Source organism: Xenorhabdus indica (genome assembly GCF_014467235.1).
Classification (GTDB): domain Bacteria; phylum Pseudomonadota; class Gammaproteobacteria; order Enterobacterales; family Enterobacteriaceae; genus Xenorhabdus; species Xenorhabdus indica.
In genome coordinates, this window is the sequence record NZ_NKHP01000029.1 from 1 (window position 1) to 22,178 (window position 22,178).

General features: G+C 46.0%; 16 protein-coding genes and 2 pseudogenes. 15 read left to right on the forward strand and 3 right to left on the reverse strand.

Annotated features, from left to right (window positions below; genetic code table 11):
• Positions 1-1,468: 1,468 nt before the first annotated feature.
• The 3 genes and pseudogenes from Xind_RS17300 to Xind_RS24640 form a co-directional block, all read left to right on the forward strand.
• Positions 1,469-2,386 carry an integrase domain-containing protein gene (locus Xind_RS17300; RefSeq protein WP_187650612.1) on the forward strand — a complete coding sequence of 306 codons (918 nt, stop codon included), beginning with the start codon at positions 1,469-1,471 and terminating at the stop codon, positions 2,384-2,386.
• Between the two features lie 251 nt (positions 2,387-2,637).
• The gene (locus Xind_RS17305; RefSeq protein ID WP_187650613.1) at positions 2,638-3,015 is read left to right on the forward strand and encodes an IS110 family transposase; all 378 of its coding nucleotides are present in this window, start codon (positions 2,638-2,640) and stop codon (positions 3,013-3,015) included.
• A gap of 251 nt (positions 3,016-3,266) precedes the next feature.
• Positions 3,267-3,422 (forward strand): annotated as a pseudogene (locus tag Xind_RS24640) (transposase); the annotation flags it as partial.
• Positions 3,423-3,425: 3 nt separating this feature from the next.
• On the opposite strand, the pseudogene Xind_RS17315 reads toward Xind_RS24640, so the two are convergent.
• Positions 3,426-3,782 (reverse strand): annotated as a pseudogene (locus Xind_RS17315) (transposase); the annotation flags it as partial.
• Positions 3,783-4,153: 371 nt separating this feature from the next.
• On the opposite strand from Xind_RS17315, the gene Xind_RS17320 reads away from it, so the two are divergent.
• The 10 genes from Xind_RS17320 to Xind_RS17365 all read left to right on the forward strand — a co-directional run bounded on the left by Xind_RS17320 (position 4,154) and on the right by Xind_RS17365 (position 17,410).
• Positions 4,154-4,321, forward strand: a complete 168-nt coding sequence (locus Xind_RS17320) for a helix-turn-helix domain-containing protein (RefSeq protein ID WP_476756469.1) — start codon at positions 4,154-4,156, stop codon at positions 4,319-4,321.
• A gap of 657 nt (positions 4,322-4,978) precedes the next feature.
• On the forward strand, positions 4,979-5,806 hold the full coding sequence (locus Xind_RS21840; protein WP_338114366.1) for a sigma 54-interacting transcriptional regulator: 828 nt from the start codon (positions 4,979-4,981) through the stop codon (positions 5,804-5,806).
• Between the two features lie 74 nt (positions 5,807-5,880).
• Entirely contained in the window at positions 5,881-9,300 is a 3,420-nt protein-coding gene (locus tag Xind_RS17330) for a DEAD/DEAH box helicase family protein (protein WP_246432597.1), read from the forward strand.
• A gap of 2 nt (positions 9,301-9,302) precedes the next feature.
• Positions 9,303-11,141, forward strand: coding sequence for a DNA recombination protein RmuC (locus Xind_RS17335; RefSeq protein ID WP_187650614.1), 1,839 nt, complete (start codon positions 9,303-9,305; stop codon positions 11,139-11,141).
• A 102-nt stretch (positions 11,142-11,243) separates the two neighbouring features.
• Positions 11,244-12,848 (forward strand): type I restriction-modification system subunit M, encoded by a 1,605-nt coding sequence (locus tag Xind_RS17340; RefSeq protein ID WP_187650615.1) that lies wholly within the window; start codon positions 11,244-11,246, stop codon positions 12,846-12,848.
• The gene (locus Xind_RS23680; protein ID WP_187650616.1) at positions 12,845-14,062 is read left to right on the forward strand and encodes a restriction endonuclease subunit S; all 1,218 of its coding nucleotides are present in this window, start codon (positions 12,845-12,847) and stop codon (positions 14,060-14,062) included. Before Xind_RS17340 ends, Xind_RS23680 begins: the two co-directional genes overlap by 4 nt.
• 15 nt (positions 14,063-14,077) lie before the next feature.
• The gene (locus Xind_RS20700; protein WP_222941851.1) at positions 14,078-14,248 is read left to right on the forward strand and encodes a hypothetical protein; all 171 of its coding nucleotides are present in this window, start codon (positions 14,078-14,080) and stop codon (positions 14,246-14,248) included.
• Positions 14,249-14,676: 428 nt separating this feature from the next.
• Positions 14,677-14,970 carry a transposase gene (locus Xind_RS21845; RefSeq protein ID WP_246432598.1) on the forward strand — a complete coding sequence of 98 codons (294 nt, stop codon included), beginning with the start codon at positions 14,677-14,679 and terminating at the stop codon, positions 14,968-14,970.
• Between the two features lie 292 nt (positions 14,971-15,262).
• A complete protein-coding gene (locus Xind_RS17360; protein WP_187650617.1) occupies positions 15,263-16,231 on the forward strand; it encodes an IS110 family RNA-guided transposase in 969 nt (322 codons plus the stop codon).
• A 570-nt stretch (positions 16,232-16,801) separates the two neighbouring features.
• Positions 16,802-17,410, forward strand: coding sequence for a histidine phosphatase family protein (locus Xind_RS17365; protein WP_187650618.1), 609 nt, complete (start codon positions 16,802-16,804; stop codon positions 17,408-17,410).
• Positions 17,411-17,891: 481 nt separating this feature from the next.
• On the opposite strand, the gene Xind_RS17370 is transcribed toward Xind_RS17365, so the two are convergent.
• Both Xind_RS17370 and Xind_RS17375 read right to left on the reverse strand, forming a co-directional pair.
• Positions 17,892-18,617 carry an SDR family oxidoreductase gene (locus tag Xind_RS17370; protein ID WP_187650619.1) on the reverse strand — a complete coding sequence of 242 codons (726 nt, stop codon included), beginning with the start codon at positions 18,615-18,617 and terminating at the stop codon, positions 17,892-17,894.
• 352 nt (positions 18,618-18,969) lie between these two features.
• Positions 18,970-19,884, reverse strand: coding sequence for a LysR family transcriptional regulator (locus Xind_RS17375; RefSeq protein ID WP_187650620.1), 915 nt, complete (start codon positions 19,882-19,884; stop codon positions 18,970-18,972).
• Positions 19,885-20,008: 124 nt separating this feature from the next.
• Here Xind_RS17375 and Xind_RS17380 point away from each other — a divergent pair, with 124 nt between their 5' ends.
• Both Xind_RS17380 and Xind_RS17385 read left to right on the forward strand, forming a co-directional pair.
• The gene (locus Xind_RS17380; RefSeq protein WP_187650621.1) at positions 20,009-21,388 is read left to right on the forward strand and encodes an MFS transporter; all 1,380 of its coding nucleotides are present in this window, start codon (positions 20,009-20,011) and stop codon (positions 21,386-21,388) included.
• On the forward strand, positions 21,388-21,780 hold the full coding sequence (locus tag Xind_RS17385; RefSeq protein WP_187650637.1) for a DUF4440 domain-containing protein: 393 nt from the start codon (positions 21,388-21,390) through the stop codon (positions 21,778-21,780). The genes Xind_RS17380 and Xind_RS17385 overlap by 1 nt, the downstream gene beginning before the upstream one ends.
• The last annotated feature ends 398 nt before the right edge of the window (positions 21,781-22,178 follow it).

The window sequence follows — 22,178 nt, forward strand, 5'->3', positions numbered from 1 at the left end:
TCAGTCCATTTTGGGATTTTTTTGATTTGGCGATTAATCAGATCGCAAAAATTGGACTGAGTTCCCTCCAAGTGATCTACTATTTTGAAAGCTTATTTATATCGTGACCCTGAGATAATTTGAAGAGACTGTAATACCCGAATATTTTGTTTAATTCATGAAAAATAATAATGAGAGGAAATGATAAATAAGGGCTAAGTGAAAACCAAATGAAATCAAGTGAAATAAAAAAATGCCCCCTACAATGACAACATAAAAAGTTAAAATCATTGCGTCATTAGCGTAATACACTCTGCTTTTATCAATGGTTAATTTATTGTTTCGGGATTTATCGCTGACGGGCTGAGTGTTGATTTGATAGTCATATGATTTATTGATAAAAATAAAATAGCAAGGGATTTAAAAAGCATGATCATTTTCATTTTATGACTATGATCACAAAAGTTGTCATTTAAAATAATGAAGGTATTTTTAACCCCAACATTAAATAACACGCCATAACAAAAATAGCTCTTTCATGCTTGTTAAAATACAACGTCAATCATTATTTGAGATAAGCATCAATATTTCATCGTGATATTGATGCTTATCTCAGCAATATGAAAAGATAGTTTTATTTGTTTTAGAAAGACGGCTATTCAACCTGTCTGAAAATACGCCGTGAAAAAGTGGCCTAAAACACCGTTTGACCCCGCCTGAGACAATCGCTACTATCGTTCTGTTAACTGATGATCCATCGCCTGTAAGGATCACCCATGAGGTGGCGAAATTAAAACTCCCGTAGCCTGAAAGGGAGTGCAAACATTGCGGTAAATCTGCGCACTTTTGGAAGCAGATATCTTCGGACACCTAACCCTCCGTCTGATGATGAAAGTCTCCCGGTGTGATTCGCCACCCGGCTATCCACATAACCGAGCAGGACATGCTCTGTCTTACGTTAAACGATACCGTTTTCATCGGTACAACCTTCATCTGCGTTTTAATTCATCACGATAAACGTCCCGAAAACGGCGTGGCGTCACTTGTGTTGAAGCGCAGCGATTACCAAGTGACGCCGCAAAGCGGCAAACGTCCATAGCCCATCCGGTCTGGTTTTACGACCAATTTGAATCCCGCATTACTCAGTGAAACCACGTAAAACAGACGATTAACCACCCTGTTAAACGATTGTCCTATCGGATTTTCAACCCACTGCCTGATTGCAGGCTGATGCAGTAAAAATTAAGGAGAAATGAATCACGTCAAGATAATGAGGCGTTCATCCTGAACTGATCAGGCTCTGAACGGGGAGCATGTCATCGCTGTGCTGAGCACGTCGCGAGCTCCTGCAATAACTCAACACAATCCCGCCCTGCTACACATTGTCTGACGCACCACGGAACGGTGAACCTGAACCGATACGTAGGGAATTGTTTTAAAAACGACTAAAAATGAATAAAACAAACGCAAAGTAGCAGGAGAGGCGAGAATGGCGCAGGGATCGACACGTTCAAAGGTTGAGCTGTTCAGAAAAGTTTTTATCACGCATGCCCGACAGGCGGGCGGAAGTTTTGTTACGGTGGCGGATCGGGCGCGGATTGCCCGGCACTTCCTTGATTATTTGAAAGACAATGGCATCAAACTCCGGCAAATGGATAGCCTGAAGGTGAAATATATTGAGCGTTACATCGCTGAACGCAAAGCCAACAATATCAGTCACCGGACACTGCAAAATGAAATGTCGGTGTTGCGAGCCATTTTAGCGCAGGCGGGAAAGCACAAGCTGGCTGATCCCGAGAATGCCCGCCTGAGTAATCGGGCATTGGGTATCGCGGATACCAGCCGCAAGGGAACGAAAATGGCGCTGGCACCGGCTGCATTCCGGGACATTTTTCAGCAGGTGGAACAAAAAGACCGGCGTGTCGCGGCGGTGATGCAACTGGCGTATGTGCTGGGACTGCGTACCAAAGAAGCGGTGGAAGCCTACAAATCGTTAACGACCTGGAAGAAAGCACTGGAAAACGGGCATACGTCTGTGCGGGTGGTGTTCGGTACTAAAGGTGGACGACCCCGGCAGACGGTCATATTGGATCGGGAAGCCCTGCAATACGCGATTGCTTATGCTGAACGCGAGCAGACCGGGCGTGGCGGTAAACTGATTGATAAGCCGACGATCACGCAGGCCATCGACCGTTACCGCTATATTGTCAGAAGCTCAGGATTGACGGGTAAGAACGCCCCGCACAGTATGCGTTACCATTTTGCTCAGCAATCCGGGGAGCATTATATAGCGCAAGGATTTAACGAGCGGGAAGCGCTGGCACTGGTCTCAATGGATTTAGGGCATGGCGATGGGCGAGGGCGTTATATTAAGCAGGTGTACTACCAGAATATTGAGGGCGAATAAGTTGTATTGGAGCACACACGCTCTGTTGCTCTGGTCATTGGAATATGAGCAAAGCAATCTTGAATCTTAGGCGATTATCCCTATGTTACGCTAACTCACTTTTGGACAAAAGCAAGCTAGTTGTACCAAATAATACTCGATATGACACTATCGATGATTTGAGCGCAACCTCATCTGATGAGATGGACGTCCCACATGGCGTCAATTGTACCAAAATGAAATAGCAGACTCATTTTACGGAAACGTCCATCATGCGTAATAAAATTCTTGGTATTGATTTAGCAAAATCGATCTTTCAGCTCTGTTTGCTCGATGGTAATCATGTTGTCTTTAATAAAAAAGTGACTAGCAATCGGCTACTGGATGCTGTCAGACAAATGGAGTCAGGGACTTTGGTTGCAATGGAGGCTTGTAGCACTGCCCACTATTGGGGGCGGATTGTTGGGCATCTTGGCTTTGAGGTTTGCCTCATCCCCCTTCAGCACGTTAAAGCCTTCGCCAAACACCATAAAAATGATGCCAATGACGCTCTGGAAATTTGTGAGGCTGCGAATCGGCCTGATATGCATTTTGTGCCAGTGAAAAACCTTTCTCAACAGGACCTTTGTGCTCTCCATCATGTGCGATAGTCATTAGTTCAAAAATGCGTTGCCACCTCTAATCAAATCAGAGGACTGGAGGTAGAATATGGCATCGTTTTTCCGCAATGCTCTGCTGCCCTGAGACAATCGCTGAAGCACTTGAGGATGCTAGTAATGGATTAACGGTGATTGCACGTAGGATTTTGAAACAACTTTATGAAGACTGGCTGATATTGTTCCAACGAACAGATGAAATAGAAGAAACCCTCAAATTGCTATCATCATAAACGGCACAGTGGCAGCAATTACAATCTATTCCCGGCATTGGTCCCCTAATCGCCTCTGCATTTATCGCTTATGTCGGTGATGGAAAGCAATTCAATAACGGCAGGCAACTGGCGGCTTGGCTAGGGTTGGTTCCCCGACAAGCAAGTAGTGATGGGAAAACTCAATTAACCTCAGTTTTGTTTCAGCATCCCAATTTCAGAATCACGTAAACCTAAACTCGGCTTTTTGGGTTGGAATGTATAAGCAATAAGTCCCGATACAACCTCCAGTAAAAAGCCGACTACGCTCCGGTGTCTTGAATGTTCTATCTGAGAAATATTTTTCAATTGGTCATTCACTGTCTCTATCAAAAACCGCTTTCTTAACATAACACTGCCCCAAAGTGATAAAAATTTGGCTTTCATATTACGACGAACATGGGTGATCAGTGTGATCCCCTCCGTTTTCATCTCATCGCATAATGCTTGCGATAAATACCCTTTGTCACCATAGAAATGCCCGGTTAAGCCTTTTACTAACGCCTTAACGTGACAACTTCTGCTTCAAATTCATCACATAAATCCTGGGATAAATACCCCTTGATTACTGTAGAGTGTTGTTCAACAAGTAAGCTTCATGATATCAATGACAGCATTCATAGCGGTCTGGTATCAGCACCAGAGGCATATCTAAGATCCGCAGCCATCTTATAGCTGCTACCGAGTTGAGTTAGCTAGTTGCATACAACGAACTATCAAAAATTAATCGATACAGCCCGCCTTTTTATCGTTACGCGTAAATATTTCAGTTAATCTTTAATTTTTTCAGAATATTGGGATATTATTAGACCTAATTGTGTACATCGTAGAGTCAGTCCATGATACGTTGCCATCTCGCTCGCCTGATGGGAGAGCGAAAAATGAAAATTTCCGACGTCTTGCGTGAAACCGGTCTTAGCAGGAATACTGTAACGCTGATGTACAAAGAATCTGCGCAAAAGATCGACATTGAGGCTTTGGATAAACTTTGCCGCCTATTTGAATGTGAGGTGGCTGATATGCTGGAGTTCACGGATGTGCAAGGCTAAGCCCCATACACTGGTCAGCTGGATTGGGGGGAACGACCTCAAAGCCACCGGCAGCACCGGAGCTGATGGTCAGGCGCTTGGGCCGATTGCGGCGACTCTTACAGCACAAGCGTTTGATGCCGTAGAACTACTTTACAACTACCCGGAAGATCAGGTGAGGTCCTATCTGGCTTGGTTGCAGGAGCTAGTTACCACGCCTATCTGTGCTCACGCCATTTCGCTATCTTCACCTGTTAACTTCGGTGAAATCTATGTCCAGGCCAATCAGCAGCTATCTAAGCTTACCGTAGAGGGCTGCGAGTTATCCATCTTGTTAAGCCCAGGAACACCGGCCATGCAGGCTGTGTGGATCTTATTGGGTAAAACCCATTATCCCTGTCAGTTTTACCAATCATCACTAGAGCAGGGTGTCCAACAAGTGGATATCCCCTTTGAGGTTTCAGCGGAATACCTGCCCGCCGCTAAAAGCATTGACAGCGCAAAGATTAGCCAGCTGGCAGAGGCCAGTGCCCCTATCAATGCAGCCTTCGACAACATTGTCACCCGTAACCCCCGCATGCAGTCTCTGAAAGCGCAGGCGCAAATACTGGCAGAACGTGAAGTGCCAGTGTTGATCTATGGGGAGAGCGGTCAGGTAAAGAGCTCTTTGCCCGTGCTATTCATAATGCCAGTCATAGAACCAACAAGCCGTTTGTGCCGGTTAACTGCGGTGCTATTCCGACCGAGCTGGTCGATTCAGTCCTCTTTGGTCATAAGAAAGGTGCCTTCACCGGTGCTCTAGCCGACAAGGCAGGTTTATTCGAGCAAGCTAATGGTGGAACTCTATTTCTGGATGAATTTGGCGAACTGGAACCCAGCATACAAGTGCGTTTATTACGCGTATTACAGGAGGGGACGTTCAACCCTGTAGGCGGCACCAAAGAGCAAAAGGTTGATGTCCGCTTGATTACGGCGACCCACCGCAACCTGATAGAAGCGGTTTCCAATGGTAGCTTTAGGGAGGATTTGTTCTATCGGGTGGCTGTTGGAGTACTACATCTACCGCCTCTGAGGGAGCGTGATGGAGATCTGTCATTACTGGCAGATAGCTTGGTCAAAGCGATGAGTATCCATGACTCGATGCTTAGGCATAAGAAAATTTCTCCTGATGCAAAAAATCTTATCCTTCAATGCCCTTGGCGAGGAAATGTGCGTGAATTGCAGTCCACATTGCTGCGAGCAGCTCTATGGTGCCAAGGTGACGATATTACCGCCGCTGATATCCGTCAGGCGCTGTTCCATATGCCAGAGCCGGAAACAGGGTTGATGAATATGGATATATCTCAAGGCATTGATATACAATGTATAATTGGCGGCGTCGCTGCGATTTATATACGTAAGGCGTTGGATCATAGTGGCCAAAACAAGACCCGAGCAGCACAGCTGCTGGGGCTGAAAAACTACCAGACACTGAACAATTGGATGGAAAAATACGGTATTTCCTAGTGATTAAATAAAATTGGCACGTCCTTTGCTAAAACTCTCTGTACGTAGAGACGATGCAGGTATGAACAGAATATATGGACAAAATAATTTTGATGAAATCAGCGAACTTCGAATTCTTGCGACCTGAAAATGATTTTCTTGCCAACCTCGGTAGTTTCGCCGAGGCGGTACTGCATATTGATCCGGGTAGTGCCCTGACCCGCCTGCGCAGCTTTGCTGAAGTACTGACCAAGGCCATTTATAAGGAAGAACTGCTGCCGCACATGCCGCAATCCAACTTCTATGAGCTGATCAAAAACCCGGTTTTTGAAGACTGCGTCAGCAAGTCACTGATTCACCAGATCAACTTTTTGCGTATTCAAGGTAACGATACCGCCCATGGTGCAGAAGGCGAATTGCGTAATGCTCAAATGGCATTGGGCACGGCGCACCAGTTGGCCATGTATATGGGTATTAAGTACTACAACAAAAAGAAGGATCAGATCCCCTCTTTTGTCGATATAAAAGACCCTACGGCAACTTTGAACCAACTGCAAAAATCCGTTTCAAGCTACGAAAAAGAATTGCAAAAGCAGCAGGAAGAGCTCGAAAGGGTGATCGAACAGCTGGAGCGTGAGCGCACCCGAAATATCGACAAGCTTGAGCCACCCGCCAAGTCTGACCGACAAAAACTCCGGCAGCAGAGCCAGTTAGTGGCCGACAGCCTGCAATGGAACGAAGCCAAAACCCGTGCACTATTGATCGACGCCATGCTGTTGCAAGCTGGCTGGGATATCCAGAATCCCGATCAGGTTAGCCAGGAGTTTGAAGTGATCTTTCCCAACAATCTCTCAGGCAAGGGTTATGTGGATTATGTGCTATGGGGTGATAACGGTCATCCGCTTGCCGTTATCGAAGCGAAAAAATCCGGCAATACCAACCTTCAAGCAGGTCGTGAGCAGGCTCGCCTCTATGCCGATGCCTTTGAACACATGGGCTACCAGCGCCCGGTGATTTTCTATTCCAACGGTTACGAAACCTTCATTTGGGATGATCATCAGTACAACACCTATCGTCCGGTGTATGGCTTCTACAGTAAGGACAGCCTGGATTATCTGATCTACCAGCGCCATTACCGTGCCGCTGAGCTGGAAAAATTCAACCCAGAGCTCAGCATTGCTGACCGTCCTTATCAGATCGAAGCAATCAAAACAGTCGCGGCACACTTTCAAAGTCAGCGCCGCAAGGCGCTGATTATTCAGGCGACCGGTACAGGAAAAACCCGTGTTGCCATTGCATTGGCTGAATTACTGCTTCGTACAGGCTGGGCCAAGCGCGCTCTGTTTTTGTGTGATCGCAAAGAACTGCGGGTACAGGCCGACGATGCTTTTAAGCAAAATCTACCCTCTGAGCCGCGTTGTGTGATTGGTGAAACCAACAAGATTGATAAAAGTGCGCGTATCTATATTGCCACTTACCCCGGCATGATGAACCGCTTCTCTCAATTGGATGTAGGCTTCTTCGATCTGATCATTGCCGATGAATCCCATCGCAGTGTCTACAACAAATACCGCGATCTGTTCGATTACTTCGATGCCCTTCAAGTGGGCTTAACCGCGACCCCAGTGAAATTTATCAGTCGCAATACGTTCGATATGTTCGACTGCGAAACCACTGACCCAACATTTGAGTTCGGGCTGGATGCAGCGATTAACAACGAGCCACCGTATTTGGTACCGTTTCGGGTTAAAGATCTTACCACTGACTTCCTGCGTGATGGTGTTCACTACAATAACCTCACCGAAGAGCAGAAGCGCCAACTCGAAGAAGACTTGGGCGAGGAAGAGGCCCGTAATACCACTATTGCAGGTAAAGACATTGGCCGTAAGATCTTCAGTGAAGATACTGACCGCATTATTCTGGAAAACCTGATAAACAATGGCATCAAAGATGAAACTGGCTCCTTGGTCGGTAAAACTATCATCTTTGCTCAACGCCAGGATCACGCTGAGCATCTAGAAGAACTGTTCTGCAAGCTGTACCCGCAGTACGGTACTAAGGTATGCAAGGTCATCCATAATGCCATTCCCCATGTGGAAAGCCTGATCAAAGAGTTCAAAAAGGCTGACAACGAGTTTCGCATCGCCATTTCGGTCGACATGCTTGATACGGGCATCGACGTGCCTGAGGTGGTTAATCTCGTTTTCGCCAAACTTGTGAAAAGTTGGGTGAAATTCTGGCAGATGATTGGCCGAGGTACGCGCCTACGGCACAATCTTTTCGGGCCTGGCAAACACAAAACCGAATTCCTGATTTTTGACCATTACGCTAACTTCGCTTTCTTTGAAGAGGAATATCAGGAGCCAGAAGACACTGGCGGCAAATCTTTGCTGCAAACTACCTTCGAATCCCGGATTGAGCTGGCTCAGGCTGCCTTACAGCGAAACCATGCAGCTGCCTTCGATGCTGCCATTGAGTTATTGCATGCCGATATTAACGACCTGCCAGATACTAGTATTGCAGTAAAACGTGAATTGCGGGTCGTACACCAGTTACAGCAAACCGATCTATTGAAGCGCTTTGATGCAAAAACTCAGTATCAGTTGGTCAATCACATCGCTCCATTAATGTCGGCCCGTGTATTGCGCGACAAACATGCGACTTATTTGGATAAGCTCATCGCCACCATAGAACGCTGCCTAGTAGAGCAAGCCAGCTGTTTTGATGATGGTCGAGAGCTGCTGTTGGCAGAACTTAATAAGCTGGCCGTTAACATTCAGGCTGTGCACCAGAAAGATGTGGTTATAGCAGAAGTGCGCAGTGCCAAGTTCTGGCAAAACCCGACTATCGATAAGCTGGAAAAAGCTCGCAAAGAGTTGCGGGGCATCATGAAATATCGCCAAACCGTTAGCGGTGGATTGTACGCTATACCAGCAACAAAAACGGGTGACACCGGTTTGCAACTAAAAGAACGTGAGGTAACAATCGCAGGTGCCAACGAGGCCATGATCTACCGCCGTAGACTCAAAGATATTCTAGATCAGATGATAGCTGCCAACCCCACGTTACAGAAAATCCGTAAAGGCGAATCTATTGCCGAACCAGAATTAAAAACCCTCACCTCGACCATACTCACCAGCCACCCCAGTGTGAGTTTGGAGGTGCTGAATGAATTCTATGGCCGCACTGCCGATCAACTACACCTGACCGTGCGTGAAATTATCGGGCTGGACTCGCAAGCCATCGAAGACCACTTCAAGAGCTTTTTGCACGCCCACCCAACACTTACAGCACAGCAAGTGCGCTTTATGAACCTACTGAAAAACTACATCGCCCAGCACGGCTCGATCAAGATCGAAAAACTGTACGATGCGCCTTTTACCTCAGTTTCGCACGAGGGTATTGACGGCGTATTTACCGCCGATGACGTGGGTGAGTTAATCACCGTACTAAAACCTTTTATCAAGGCTGAACCTAAATTGTTAGGCTCACAGCCTGAGAGCACACAGGAGTGACCATGCAATCACTAGAATGGACGACTAAACTCACGATTATTGCCTCTGTGGCGGGCCTGGTTCTCGTTGCTTTTGGCTATCTGCTGGCTATGGTCCTGCTAGGACGTAAGAACACTGAGCTCAACACCCAATTGCAACAGGCTGATCAAGCCCTTAAGCTGGCCAACACTCAAAACCAGAAATACCAGGATGAGCTCAAACAGCTTGGTATCACTCTGCACGAGAAAGAACTGTCGGAAAGCAAGCTACAGACGCAACAGACCAATGCAAAGGTCACAGAACAACGCCTGAATGACGCATTAGCCGAGCGTAAAGGCGAGCTGGCATCCTTACAGAAAACGCTGGAAGAGTTACGAGGGCAGCACCATAGTACAGAAAAGCAACTAGAAACCGCTCAAGCCGATAACCGAGCGTTGAAAGAACAAGCGCAGGATTTACGAGACCGTCTGGAAAAATGTGAGCAGAACGTTCAGCAAGAACGCACCTTGGTGAGCCAACTCAAAGATGAGCTGGCACAAGAAGGCAAAAAGGCCAAAGAGTTGGAAGCATCCAATACCGAAGCGCGCGAACAGCTGAAAGACGTCAAACAGACCCTTGTAGATCAACAACAGCGTTATGATCAGATTCAGGAGCACTATCAGTCGCTCAGTAACGAGTATACTGAGCTTAAAACCACGCTGGAGCGCAAAGAAGAACACTTTAAAGAGCAAATGCAGCAGCTCAGTGAAACCAAGCAATCGCTCACCAAAGAGTTTGAGAATCTGGCCAATAAAATTTTCGAGGAAAAAGGCAAAACCTTTACCCATACCAGTCAGGCCAGTATCGACACTATGCTCAAGCCTTTCCGCGAACAGATCGAAGGCTTCCAAAAGCGTATAAACGAAGTACACGATGCTTCGTTGCAAGGCAATACCAGCCTCAATGCCGAGATTAAAAAGGTACTGGAAATTGGCCTGCAAATGAGCAAAGAAGCCAATAACCTCACTTCTGCGCTGAAAGGGGATTCTCAGAAGCGCGGAGCCTGGGGCGAGGCACAGCTTCGTCGCATCCTGGAAATGAGTGGCTTGATGGAAGAGGCGCACTATGAAGTTCAAGGCTCATTCAGAGATGCAGAAGGCAAGCAAAAGCAGACAGACTATCTGATAAAGCTGCCCGATGGTAAGCACATCATCATCGACAGTAAGGTAGCACTGAACGCATACGACCGGGCTGTGGGTGCAGAATCACCGGAAGAATACCAACTGGCCATGAGCGAACATGTTAAAGCGGTACGCAGGCACATTGATGATCTGGCATCCAAGGATTACACCAACCTTGTTGGTATGCGTAGCCCCAGCTTTGTGCTCATGTTCATGCCCATTGAGCCTGCCTATATCGAGGCGCTCAAAGATAACAAAAACCTGTTCGAATACGGCTACAAAAAAGGTATTGTATTGGTCTCCCATACCACGCTCATTCCCATTCTGCGCACAGTGTCCAATCTGTGGATGATTGAACGCAGCAATGCCGAAGCCCGCGAAATCAGCGAAAAAGCAGGTGATATATACAACTCAGTGTGTACTGTAGCCGAGCGTTTAAGTAAATTAGGTGGCACCCTGAGTACCGTCAGCAACCACTACAACAGCACCGTCAAAGCGCTAGTAGGACAGCAAGGCTTGTATGGCAAGGTGGATCGGTTCAGTCAACTCTCTGCCAAAGTCAGTAAAAGCCTGCCCCACTTGGAGGCTGCACATATAGACTTCGAAACCGAGCGCCTGACCTTGATCGTTGAACCTATTGATGAGCAGACGAAAGAACAGGTGAAAGATCCGGCAGACGAACCGATGGATGAGTTGGCTTAAGAGATAGAGCCAAGCCAGTTGGAAAACACGGCACAGGGCAATGTGCTAAGCGCAGCGCCAATCGAATCAGAAACAGCAGAAAATCATTAAGCGAGCTATTCAATGCTAACAGGCCAAATACGTAACGATATCGACAATCTCTGGGAAAAATTCTGGACCGGTGGTATCACCAACCCCTTAACCGTGATCGAGCAAATCAGCTACCTGATGTTCGCCCGTATGCTCGACATGCAGGAAGACATGGCCGAACGCAAAGCGAACCGTACAGGTAAAGATTTTGATCGCCTGTTTCCCAATACACCGGAAGGGCAATTGTTGCGCTGGAAAAACTTTAAAAATCTCAGTGGAAAAGAACTGCATAAACACCTTAAGCAAAATGTTTTCCCTTACTTTGCAAAACTTGGCAAAAAGTCCGATGAACAAGATGGTCTGGGCAACGACGGTAGTGCCATCGAAGCTTTGGGGCATATCGGTGAATACATGCAGGATGCCGATCTTGAAATTAAAAATGAATCGGTGCTCGTCAGTGCAGTAGAGATGGTGGATGAACTGCCTCTAACCCAAAGCGATGTAAAAGGCGATATTTACGAATACCTGCTCAGTAAACTTACCACAGCCGGTATCAATGGCCAGTTCCGCACGCCTCGCCATATTATCGACGCCATGATCGAACTGATTAATCCTCAGCCCACTGATACTGTCTGCGACCCGGCCTGTGGTACAGCCGGATTTCTCACTCGCATCATGGAATATCTCAACCGCGTGCATTCCAGTGAGTTCGGCATTCTTGAAGACGACGACGGTAACAAACACTACACCGGCGACTTGTTAGAGCCTTACCGTGACCATATCAACAAAAAGATGTTCTGGGGTTTTGATTTCGACACGACTATGTTGCGCGTCAGCAGCATGAATATGGCTTTGCACGGGGTAAATGGAGCTAATATCCTCTATCAGGATAGCCTGAGTAAATCCATTAAAGAAAACTTCCCGCAGCAGGAAGAAAACTTCTTTGATGTCATCCTCGCCAACCCGCCATTTAAAGGTAGCCTGGACGAAACCAATACCAATCCCGATGTGTTGGGCTTGGTGAAAACCAAAAAGACCGAGCTACTGTTTGTGGCGCATATCCTGCGCGCCCTCAAACTCGGTGGCCGTGCAGCCGTCATCGTACCCGATGGCGTGCTGTTTGGCTCCTCCAAGGCACACCAGCAACTGCGTCAGGAGTTGATTGAAAATAACCAGCTCGAAGGTATTGTGAGTTTGCCCAGCGGCGTCTTTAAACCCTATACAGGTGTCAGCACGGCCATTTTGATGTTTACTAAAGGTGGCAGCACTGAACGTGTCTGGTTCTATGACCTGCAAACTGATGGCTATTCATTAGATGATAAAAGAACGCCGTTAAAAGGCGAAGGCAGCAACGACCTGCCCGAAGCTATTGCCAAGTGGAAGCAATATATTGCCTTGGTTGAGAGGAACGCTTTAGCCAAAGATATTAACAAAGCCTTTGGCGATAAAACTCAAAAAGCATTCGTGGTGGACGCCAAAGATATTGTCGACAACAAATTCGACCTCTCCATCAATCGTTATAAGGAAGTGGTGTATGAGGAAGAAGCTTTTGAGGACCCGAAGACGATTCTGAACAAACTGAAAACGCTGGAAAGCGAGATTATGGCGGATCTGGATGCACTGGAGGGGATGCTGTGAGTTGGCCTCAAGCTAAATTGGACGATGTTATATCGTTCATTCGTGGAGTGACCTTCAAGCCTGATGACCTGGTAGAGCCTTTATCTTCCAACTCTACTGTGGTTATGCGTACTAAAAATGTTCAGGTTGAAGGACTCGAGCAAAGTGATCTGATTGCTATTCCCTCGGAGCTAGTAAAGAGAAAGGAACAGGCTCTGTGTGAAGGAGATATTTTGATTTCATCAGCTAATAGCTGGGAGCTTGTGGGAAAGGCCAGTTACGTACCAAAGCTGAATTATCAGGCCACAGCTGGGGGATTTATCTCTATAGTCCGTGCGAAGCAGAGGGTTATTGATAGCAGATATCTTTACCACTGGATTAGTAGTCCGTCTACGCAGCATAAAATCAGGCATTGTGGCCGTCAAACCACAAATATTTCGAACTTGGATGTAGGTAGGTTCAAGGATTTGGAAATCCCTCTCCCCCCCCTAGCCGAACAAAAACGCATCGCCTCCATTCTCGATAAAGCCGATGCTATTCGCCGCAAACGCCAGCAAGCCATCCAGCTCGCCGACGAATTCCTCCGCGCCGTGTTTCTGGATATGTTTGGTGATCCGGTGACGAATCCGAAGGGGTGGGAGGTTAGGCCATTGGTGGACGGCATTAAATCGATCATCTCCGGATGGAGTGCAAAAGGCGAAAGCTATCCTTGTAATGAGGGAGAGTATGGGGTGCTAAAAATTTCAGCGGTAACTAGTGGCAAATTTAATCCTCAGGAAAATAAATTTGTTTATGAAAAAGATATTCCTGCAGATAAGAAGTTAGTATTTCCTAAAAAAGGTGATCTTCTTTTTAGTCGAGCAAACACTAGAGATCTTGTCGCAGCAACGTGCATAGTCCCTAAAGATAACAGTAATGTTTTTTTACCAGATAAGCTTTGGAATGTAAAAACAAGTGAAAATATACTATTGCCCGAATATCTAAACTACTTGATTTGGGAGCCTAGATTCAAAGAAAAGCTGACCTCTCAGGCGACTGGAACTAGTGGCTCTATGTTGAATATTTCAAAGGGAAAGTTCGAGACTACGGATGCAATTTTCCCCGATTTGCCGCTGCAAAAGAAATTTAGATCAATTTATTGGGGAGTACAAAAGTACATTGACAGTTTAAATGCATCTCTTGATGGTTGTGATGCTTCTTTTTCATCATTGAGCCAAAAAGCCTTTTCTGGCTAAATCTAAGGAGAAGGTATGCTCGGCGAAATCCAAATAAATCCGCCCATAGCGACTTATATGAGTCCAGTAAGGCTCAGTGATCTTCGCCGCATCAATTATATTTTTGGTGTGGACGGTACAAGCAAAACGACCATCAGCCGTGTAATTGCTCAAGCGCATGGCCATGAGCATTGCCGATTGCAATAAGGTGGCACAGAGCTTGAGCGGATGGTGTATAATTGGGATTTCGTTGATCGAAACTTTAATCAAGGTGATCCTCTACAGGATATTTTTACCTTGAGTGAGAATCAGGTTGAAGCCAATGAGGCATATTTTCCTGTTTTTCGAAGCATCTTCAGTAAAGCGGGTCAAATCGGACACCACACATGATGACAGGGACTGTTATCGAAGAACAGAATGATTACTCTAGTGACGAAGAAACTGCTGTAGGATCTGAATTGGAAGCAAAATACAATGAGAATCACTCAAATATCACTGATAAATTTCCGCTCCTTTAAATAGACGCAAACAATCTATATTGCGCCGCTGACGCTTTTGTTTGGGCCAAATAGCGTCGGTAAGAGTTTCGTATTAATGGCGCTCGCTTACGTGCAGCAGATCTTGAAACATGGACATTGCAACTCCCAAAAGCTGGATTCCCTGGGCAAAAAAACAATAGGTGGTTTGATGGCTATGAGCAAGCGGGCAAATCCATTGTTTATCTGGATAAAAGTGGTTTTGCCCAGTCCATGCCTCGCCTGCACGGGTGTTCAAAAAAAGGGTTACGGTGCTTCGGTACACACGATTGGCACGCGAAAGATCGTGTGAATGTCATTGGTGCGATCATAAAAAATACCTTTCTCACCTTAAGTGTGTTTACCGGAAACATCAATGCCGATGTTTTTCATGCTTGGGTTACCCAAGATTGATTGCCAAAACTTCCGAGTGGCGCCGTGATCGTTATGGATAATGCGCGTTTCTATAAACGACATGACACGATACAAGCGATAGCCGACAGCAGATGCCAATTGGAATGGCTCCCGCCTTGTATCTTAAATGTAGGTTAAAATAAATACGATTAGATTTGGTGCGGTGTATGCAGCCTGATACCGCCTAGGGTTCCTAGCCCGTCTGTAAGCGATTGGCGCATACACCCAGCCACTCATCTGAAACCCGAACAGTTGTCCGTATTCCATAACGTATTTGCAAGGAGGGGTAATAATGAGTCTGCCAAATCCACTGTGTGTGGGCATTGATGTTTCTAAAGCAACACTGGACATCGCTGCCAGTCATGAGTTTGCACAGTTCACTGCAAGTAACGACTCTGATGGTTTTGATGCCGTTCTTGCTGAGTTGAGAACGCATTCCGTTGCGCTGATTCTGATGGAGGCCACTGGCGGGCTTGAAGCCGCCGTGGCCTGCTCGCTTCAGGCAGAAGGTTTTGACGTTGCTGTTATTAACCCCAGACAGGCACGTGACTTTGCCCGGGCGATGGGATATCTGGCAAAAACTGACCGTATTGACGCCAGAGTACTCGCACAGATGGCGGAGGTCATTAATCGTCATCCGGAACGGGAACGTTTTATCCGGGCTCTGCCAGACGCTGAACGTCAGATTCTTGTGGCTATGGTGGTGCGCAGACGCCAGTTAATTACGATGTTGGTGGCTGAACGTAACCGGCTGTACCCTTCCCATCCGCAAAACAGAAAAAGCATTAATATCATTATCAAAGCGCTGGAAAGTGAACTTGCCCGAATCGATACAGACATGAACCAGCATCTCAAGAGCCACTTTAAAGCGCTTTCTGAACGGTTGAGCAGCGTTAAAGGTGTTGGCACTATGACGGTTGCCGCCTTGTTGGCTGAGGTTCCGGAACTGGGTCATCTCTCACGACGTGAAATCAGCGCACTTGTGGGGGTTGCGCCCGTAAACCGCGACTCGGGCACTATGCGCGGTCGGCGAACCATTTTTGGCGGCAGGGCTGGGGTAAGAACAGCACTGTACATGTCTGCACTCGTGACAGCCCGATTTAATCTCGTGATAAAGGCGTTTTACATGCGTCTGCTTGCCGCCGGAAAAGCCAAAAAAGTGGTGCTGGTTGCCTGTATGCGTAAGTTGCTGACTATCCTGAATGCAATGCTCAGAAAGAACGAAGAATGGAATGAATCTTACCATCACGTTGCGCCATAATTTTTATGTTCAAGACAGTTGCTTATAGCCCGGATCTGAATCCCATCGAACACAAATGGGCCGGAGTAAAAGCGATAAGAAGAGAAAAAAGGTGTTCAGTTGATGAGTTATTTATGGAGCATGTGGAATGCATCAAGTTATATTGATTCCGCTATAGTTTAGGTCATGATTTATGTATTGTAAAAATAGGTTACCGATGTAATTCAGCCATCGTTCCCAACACACAATGGGGCAAAAGTGAGTTAGTTGTACCAAATAAGACTCGAACTGAACGAGATTCAATCAAATAGTCGGCTTAGTACCCAGACTGTGTAAAAACCCTTGATCATCTTTTGGTCTCAGTACGATGTACTTATGATCAATGGGTCTTAGCTACCGAGCCAATTTCAAAGCCAAGTCCAGTATCATCAGATTGGTAAGCATAATCATGGAGATTCTGGCATGTCTCACCATATTACTGGTCAATCAAGGCATCAATCCACGCTCTTTCCAGAACTCATGGACGACGTTGTTAGCGAAGATACATTAATGATTTTGTGACCACGAATGTAACTATGTGTTGAGGTGAACATGAAGAAAATATACTTAATTACGCACGGTGAAGCTACCCATGGTGTGAATAAACGTGTTGGAGGCTGGTTTGACTCTAGCCTCACTGAAAAAGGGCTTGAACAGGCACGACTGGTAAAGAAAAAACTGGTGGATTCAGGTGCTATCGATGATGTCACAAAAGTCTATTCTTCGGACTTAAAACGTTGCCAGCAGACATCAAATGAGATTTTTTCAGGAACACAGCTACCTATAGTGTTTGATTCGCGATTGCGTGAAATGTCATTTGGGAAACATGAAGGAATGGACCAGGATGAACACAATAAACTCATTGTTCCAGCATCTCCGACAGGAGACCGAGAAAACCATAGGATATGTGAAGGGGCTGAGTCAAGGGGCGAGCTTTTTACCCGTGTAGAAAGTTTTATCCAAGATGTTTACGAAAAAAGCGATTCGTCGATTGCTGTAGTAACTCATGGCTTCTCTGCTTCCTTTGTTATTGCCGCATTCCAGAAACTCAAGCTTGACAGTAGTGGGTATGTTTCATACCGATTTGAGCAAGGAAAATACACAGTTCTCGTTGAGGATTATTTATTTAAGAATAGAACGGTGGCTTATCTCAATGTGTAACGAAACAATTAAAACATACCTTGTAGTTGGTGCAAACGAAGGGATTGGTCGGGCTGTTGCTGATTTAATAGTCAGCAAGGGGCACAGACTAATAGCCTTTGATAAAAGCTACGACGAAATCGGATGCTTAAATGCAACCTAAATCGATGTTTGTTGGATGAAATCACGGTTTTTACACAGTCTGTGCCAATAGCAGATGCTCATAGAGTTGGGGAGCTTCAACCATGGCAAAGTCAGCCCATAATAATTCTGAGTTATCAATTAAACCTGTGGCAATTCAATTTTCAAGCTCAGCAATAGAAGCCAACATGCCTAAACATAAAACGCCCTGTTGATGTTGGTACTGTTGCAAATTTTTGCTGGAGATGGTTTCCCTACTACATTTTGTTATTTCTATTACTAGAAACGCAATATGTTGTGGCAATAGAGTTCCATTTTTTATAGAAATCAAATTTTGCAGCAGTGCCCATTTAATTTGGTTTTAAGCTTCTTGCTTAGTGGACGCAAGAACAATTTCTCTGATACAGATATTTTGAGGTTGGCTGTAGGCATAATTTATAGCCTTAGCTACATCTTCTGCGGTTAGAATCTCACCGCCCATATTTTTTTTCCAGTCTTGGTATTCTTCTTTTATTTTTTTATCGGATGTGTGGCTTAATAGCTCAGTTTCGACTGCACCCGGAGCAATTATTGTGACTCTTATATTGTACTTTGAAAGTTCTTCTCTTAAATTTTCACTCATTCCATGTACAGCAAATTTTGTACCAACATAAACGGTATGGTTAGGAAATGTTTTACGTCCGGCTACTGAGCTGATATTTATTATGGTTCCATTTTTTCTGTTTATCATCCCTTTCGTTACAGCACTAATACCATTCATCATTCCTTTCACATTAACATTTAACATTTGTTCCCATTCGTTAGGATCTTGTAATTCCATGTTTCCTAACAGCATGACTCCTGCATTGTTAATTAGAGCATCAACGGGACCAAACTTTTGTTCTGCTTGTTCTATTGCTTTGGAAAATGATTTTTTATCTGTAACGTCAACTGCCATACATAATGTATTTGGCAAATTTAGACTTTCCATTCGTTCTATTCGTCGAGCGATTAAAAGTAGTGGATAGCCATATGAGGAAAGCAATTTTGCTGTCGCCTGACCGATTCCTGAACTCGCTCCAGTTATTACGACTAGTGGCTTTTTCATTAATATATCCTCATTAAGTAAATTTATATCAAAATGATAATTCTTACTTTAAAACTAAAGTTTTTGATGAGAAATAGTTTATTTTTTTACTGAGATAAAAAATTATAGATAAGGATCAGCTTTTGGTCTTTACCAAAGTGTCCGAAAGTTCTTGATCGCTACACTAGCTCGCTGGATCAGAACGGCAAAAATTTTTTTAGCGCGGTTAGTGTAAAATTACGTAATTCATTTTGGCACTTTCTAAGCTGAAAGGTTGTTAATCTTTAAGAGGTGTCGCGATAAGTTTGCTGTCATTCCGTTTTTTCTGGAGTCACTCATCGCGAGTTTTGCTAATGTGTTTGAGATTAACTGTTTAGATTTTGTTGTTGGGCTTTTCGATCCGGCTTTGTAAGAAATCGATAAATGTCCGGACGTTCTCGGAGATATGGCGGGTATTGGGATAGAGCGCGTAGATACCTTGCTTGGGAAAGTGGTGATCAGGTAGTAATGGGGTTAAACATCCGTTGGCAATATCTTCTTGCACCAACCAAGCTGGCAGTAACGCCACGCCTGCGCCACTGCGGGCAAATGCCAGCAGTGAAGCCGCGCTGTCAGCCATGATCATGGGAGGAACATCTGCCCTGAACAGCACATTGTCGCCTGCAGGAGTCAGAACCTGCCAGTTTAACGGTGTGGCGAGGCGGCTATGTGCGATCCAGTGCGCACTTTGCAGTTGTTTCAGGTCATTGATGGTATTGTCATGATGCGTCGTTAAATATTCTTTTGAAGCGACAGGTAAAATATCGAACCGATCGATCAGCTTCGCATGATGAGTAGAGTCCGCCAGTTGACCAAGACGTATCGCCACATCAAAACGTCCGGAGATCAGATCATCATTTTTTGATGAAGAAACGTGCTGAATGCGTAGTTGCGGATGCAGAGCAGCAAATGCCGAGAGCACGGGAACCACGACTCTGGCCCCATATTCCGGCGTGGTGGTGATACGCAGCCTGCCTCTCAGACCGGTATGATCGCTGCGGACATCGTTCAGGATTTTTTCCACATCTTGCAACAGTTGCAGACAGTGCAGATAAAAACGCTCTCCGGCATCGGTGACGGCTACCTGCCGGGTGCTGCGGCTGAGCACGGAAATGCCTAATTCCTCCTCAAGCTGCTTGATGTTAAAACTCACTACCGCTTTGGTCAGCCCCAGCGTATGCGCCGCACTGGTAAAACTGCCGGCTTCCACTACCGCCACAAATATCTCCAGACGTTGCATATTCAGCATGGATCTTCCTTATGAACTTAGATTATTGTCAAAATAATTTAGACAGTGTAACTGCAAAACGTCGATTTATCTTTTTTTTCTAACTGTATACTGCGTCCATTATGTTGTTTTTCATGAGAAATATATGAATTATCGGGTGCGTGTCGCCAGCGTCTATCTGCTGGGTTTTTTCATCGATCTGGTCAACATGTTTATCGCCAACGTCGCCTATCCCGATATTGGCCGGCAGCTTAATGCGCCGGTTAGTCAGCTGGCGTGGGTGAGTAATGGCTATATTCTGGGATTAACTTTGGTTATTCCCCTAAGTAGTTGGCTGGCAAAACGAATGGGCTCAAAGCGCCTGTTTATCCTCTCATTGATTATTTTCATCATCGGCACCAGCTGTGCAGCCGGCGCCTCCCAGATTGAGCAACTCATTGCCTGGCGTGTGGTACAGGGACTGGGCGGGGGACTGCTGATCCCTGTTGGTCAGACAATGACTTATGCCCTTTATCGCAGTCATGAACGGGCAAAACTCTCTTCGGTCGTTATGCTGGTCGCCTTAATGGCGCCGGCGCTCTCTCCGGCCATCGGTGGCGTGCTAGTGGACAACGTCAGCTGGCGCTGGGTCTTTTTAGCCAGTTTGCCTCTGGCGTTCGTCGCATTGATTCTTGCCGCTTGCTGGCTAAAGAGTGATGTGCGTGCCATCAGTGCCGAACGGCTGGATTTCAGTGGTCTTATCTCGGGCTGTCTGGCGCTGACTCTGATTCTACTAGGCCTGACTTACATGGGCGAATCCGGTCGCCTGAGCTTGGGGGCAGCGTTACTGGGCTCAGGTATTGCGCTGATGTGCTGGTATGTACGCACTTCGTTACGTAAAACGCAACCGTTGCTCAACCTGCGTCTAATCCAGGAGCCGATGCTACAAACCGCGATGCTGATCTATCAGCTTATTCCGGGCATTTTTACCGGCGTCAGCATGATTGCGATGCTGTATTTGCAGGATCAGCTGGGGATGCATGCCACCCTAGTGGGCGCGATGATGTTTCCCTGGGCAATAGCCTCATTTGCCGCTATCTCCCTCACTGGCAAAAAGTTTAATAAGGTCGGGCCGCGTCCGCTGTTTATCATTGGTTGTCTGGTGCAGGGGATCGGTATTGGATTATTACCTCTGATTGGCAGTGCCGATGACCTGTTTTTGACGGCTGTCGCTTATGCACTGATGGGATTCGGGGGCAGCCTGTGCAGCAGCACCGCTCAGAGTTCGGCGTTTATTCAGGTACACGATGCTGAACTGGCGGATGCCAGTGCCCTGTGGAACATCAACCGTCAGCTCAGTTTCTGTTTGGGCGTGACGTTAATCAGCTTATTACTGAACGTGTTACTCAGTATGTCAGGCATTCAGCAAACCCAGGCTTATCATCTGTGCTTTGTACTGGCGGCCATCAGCGCTGTCATTCCCGTTTTACTCTGCCTACGGATAGCTAATAGCAGAGTCATTCTTACGTTTAATCAGGAGAAATGATGAATCGCTACTTTCAGGAAGTCTTAGATGCTCACGTACTGATCCGCCGTTGGCTCGGCGATGCCAGCAGCCCCGCCGAGGTGTGTGAAGATTTGTTGGTGCGTTTTAGCCCGGCCTATTCCATGGTGACACCAGACGGTGGTCAGCTTGATTACACGTCTCTAACTTCGTTTTTCCGTATGCAATGCGGCGCAAAATCGGGGCTGGAGATTGAAATCGACAATATGCAATTGATTGCAGAGAGTGCTACAGGGGCTACCGTGACTTATCAGGAACGGCAACAGCTGCCAGGCCAGAACGCAACGCTGCGCTTTTCGACCGTGGTGTTCGAGTTGGGGGCGGATAATCAGGTGATATGGCGTCATCTGCATGAGACTGCACTTCCTTTATAAGCATTCTCATTGGATTAGTTTTTTTAAATCGGCTGGATGTTCGGGAGCGGGCATTCAGCCGTGTTACGAAATACAACCCATGTTGTTTTATACAAAGACATAGAATTAAGTCGTATCAATATTAACAAGTATATTTTCTCTGGAGGCATTGGTGTAATTAAGCGCAATGCGTTAGAAAACGTGTGGGAGCACTTCCTTTAACTGATTAATTAAGAACTCAAGTTAGATAAAGATTAATCAAAATATGCTCACACCTTGTAGTCGGAAAACATTCTAGAATAAAAAACCAGCGGTTTTTATTGCATCATCGATTATATCGGTAGAAGAGTGTTCATTATCAGAAGTGGCTTATTTTGATATAACTCACGAGATAGATTGATTGATCCTATTTTAAGCAA

Bases quoted from the DNA above. Each gene is read 5' to 3' on its own strand.
- Xind_RS17300 (WP_187650612.1), top strand. From the start codon at position 1,469: ATGGCGCAGGGATCGACACGTTCAAAGGTTGAGCTGTTCAGAAAAGTT.
- Xind_RS17305 (WP_187650613.1), top strand. From the start codon at position 2,638: ATGCGTAATAAAATTCTTGGTATTGATTTAGCAAAATCGATCTTTCAG.
- Xind_RS17320 (WP_476756469.1), top strand. From the start codon at position 4,154: ATGAAAATTTCCGACGTCTTGCGTGAAACCGGTCTTAGCAGGAATACT.
- Xind_RS17330 (WP_246432597.1), top strand. From the start codon at position 5,881: ATGGACAAAATAATTTTGATGAAATCAGCGAACTTCGAATTCTTGCGA.
- Xind_RS17335 (WP_187650614.1), top strand. From the start codon at position 9,303: ATGCAATCACTAGAATGGACGACTAAACTCACGATTATTGCCTCTGTG.
- Xind_RS17340 (WP_187650615.1), top strand. From the start codon at position 11,244: ATGCTAACAGGCCAAATACGTAACGATATCGACAATCTCTGGGAAAAA.
- Xind_RS20700 (WP_222941851.1), top strand. From the start codon at position 14,078: ATGCTCGGCGAAATCCAAATAAATCCGCCCATAGCGACTTATATGAGT.
- Xind_RS17360 (WP_187650617.1), top strand. From the start codon at position 15,263: ATGAGTCTGCCAAATCCACTGTGTGTGGGCATTGATGTTTCTAAAGCA.
- Xind_RS17365 (WP_187650618.1), top strand. From the start codon at position 16,802: ATGAAGAAAATATACTTAATTACGCACGGTGAAGCTACCCATGGTGTG.
- Xind_RS17370 (WP_187650619.1), bottom strand. From the start codon at position 18,617: ATGAAAAAGCCACTAGTCGTAATAACTGGAGCGAGTTCAGGAATCGGT.
- Xind_RS17375 (WP_187650620.1), bottom strand. From the start codon at position 19,884: ATGCTGAATATGCAACGTCTGGAGATATTTGTGGCGGTAGTGGAAGCC.
- Xind_RS17380 (WP_187650621.1), top strand. From the start codon at position 20,009: ATGAATTATCGGGTGCGTGTCGCCAGCGTCTATCTGCTGGGTTTTTTC.
- Xind_RS17385 (WP_187650637.1), top strand. From the start codon at position 21,388: ATGAATCGCTACTTTCAGGAAGTCTTAGATGCTCACGTACTGATCCGC.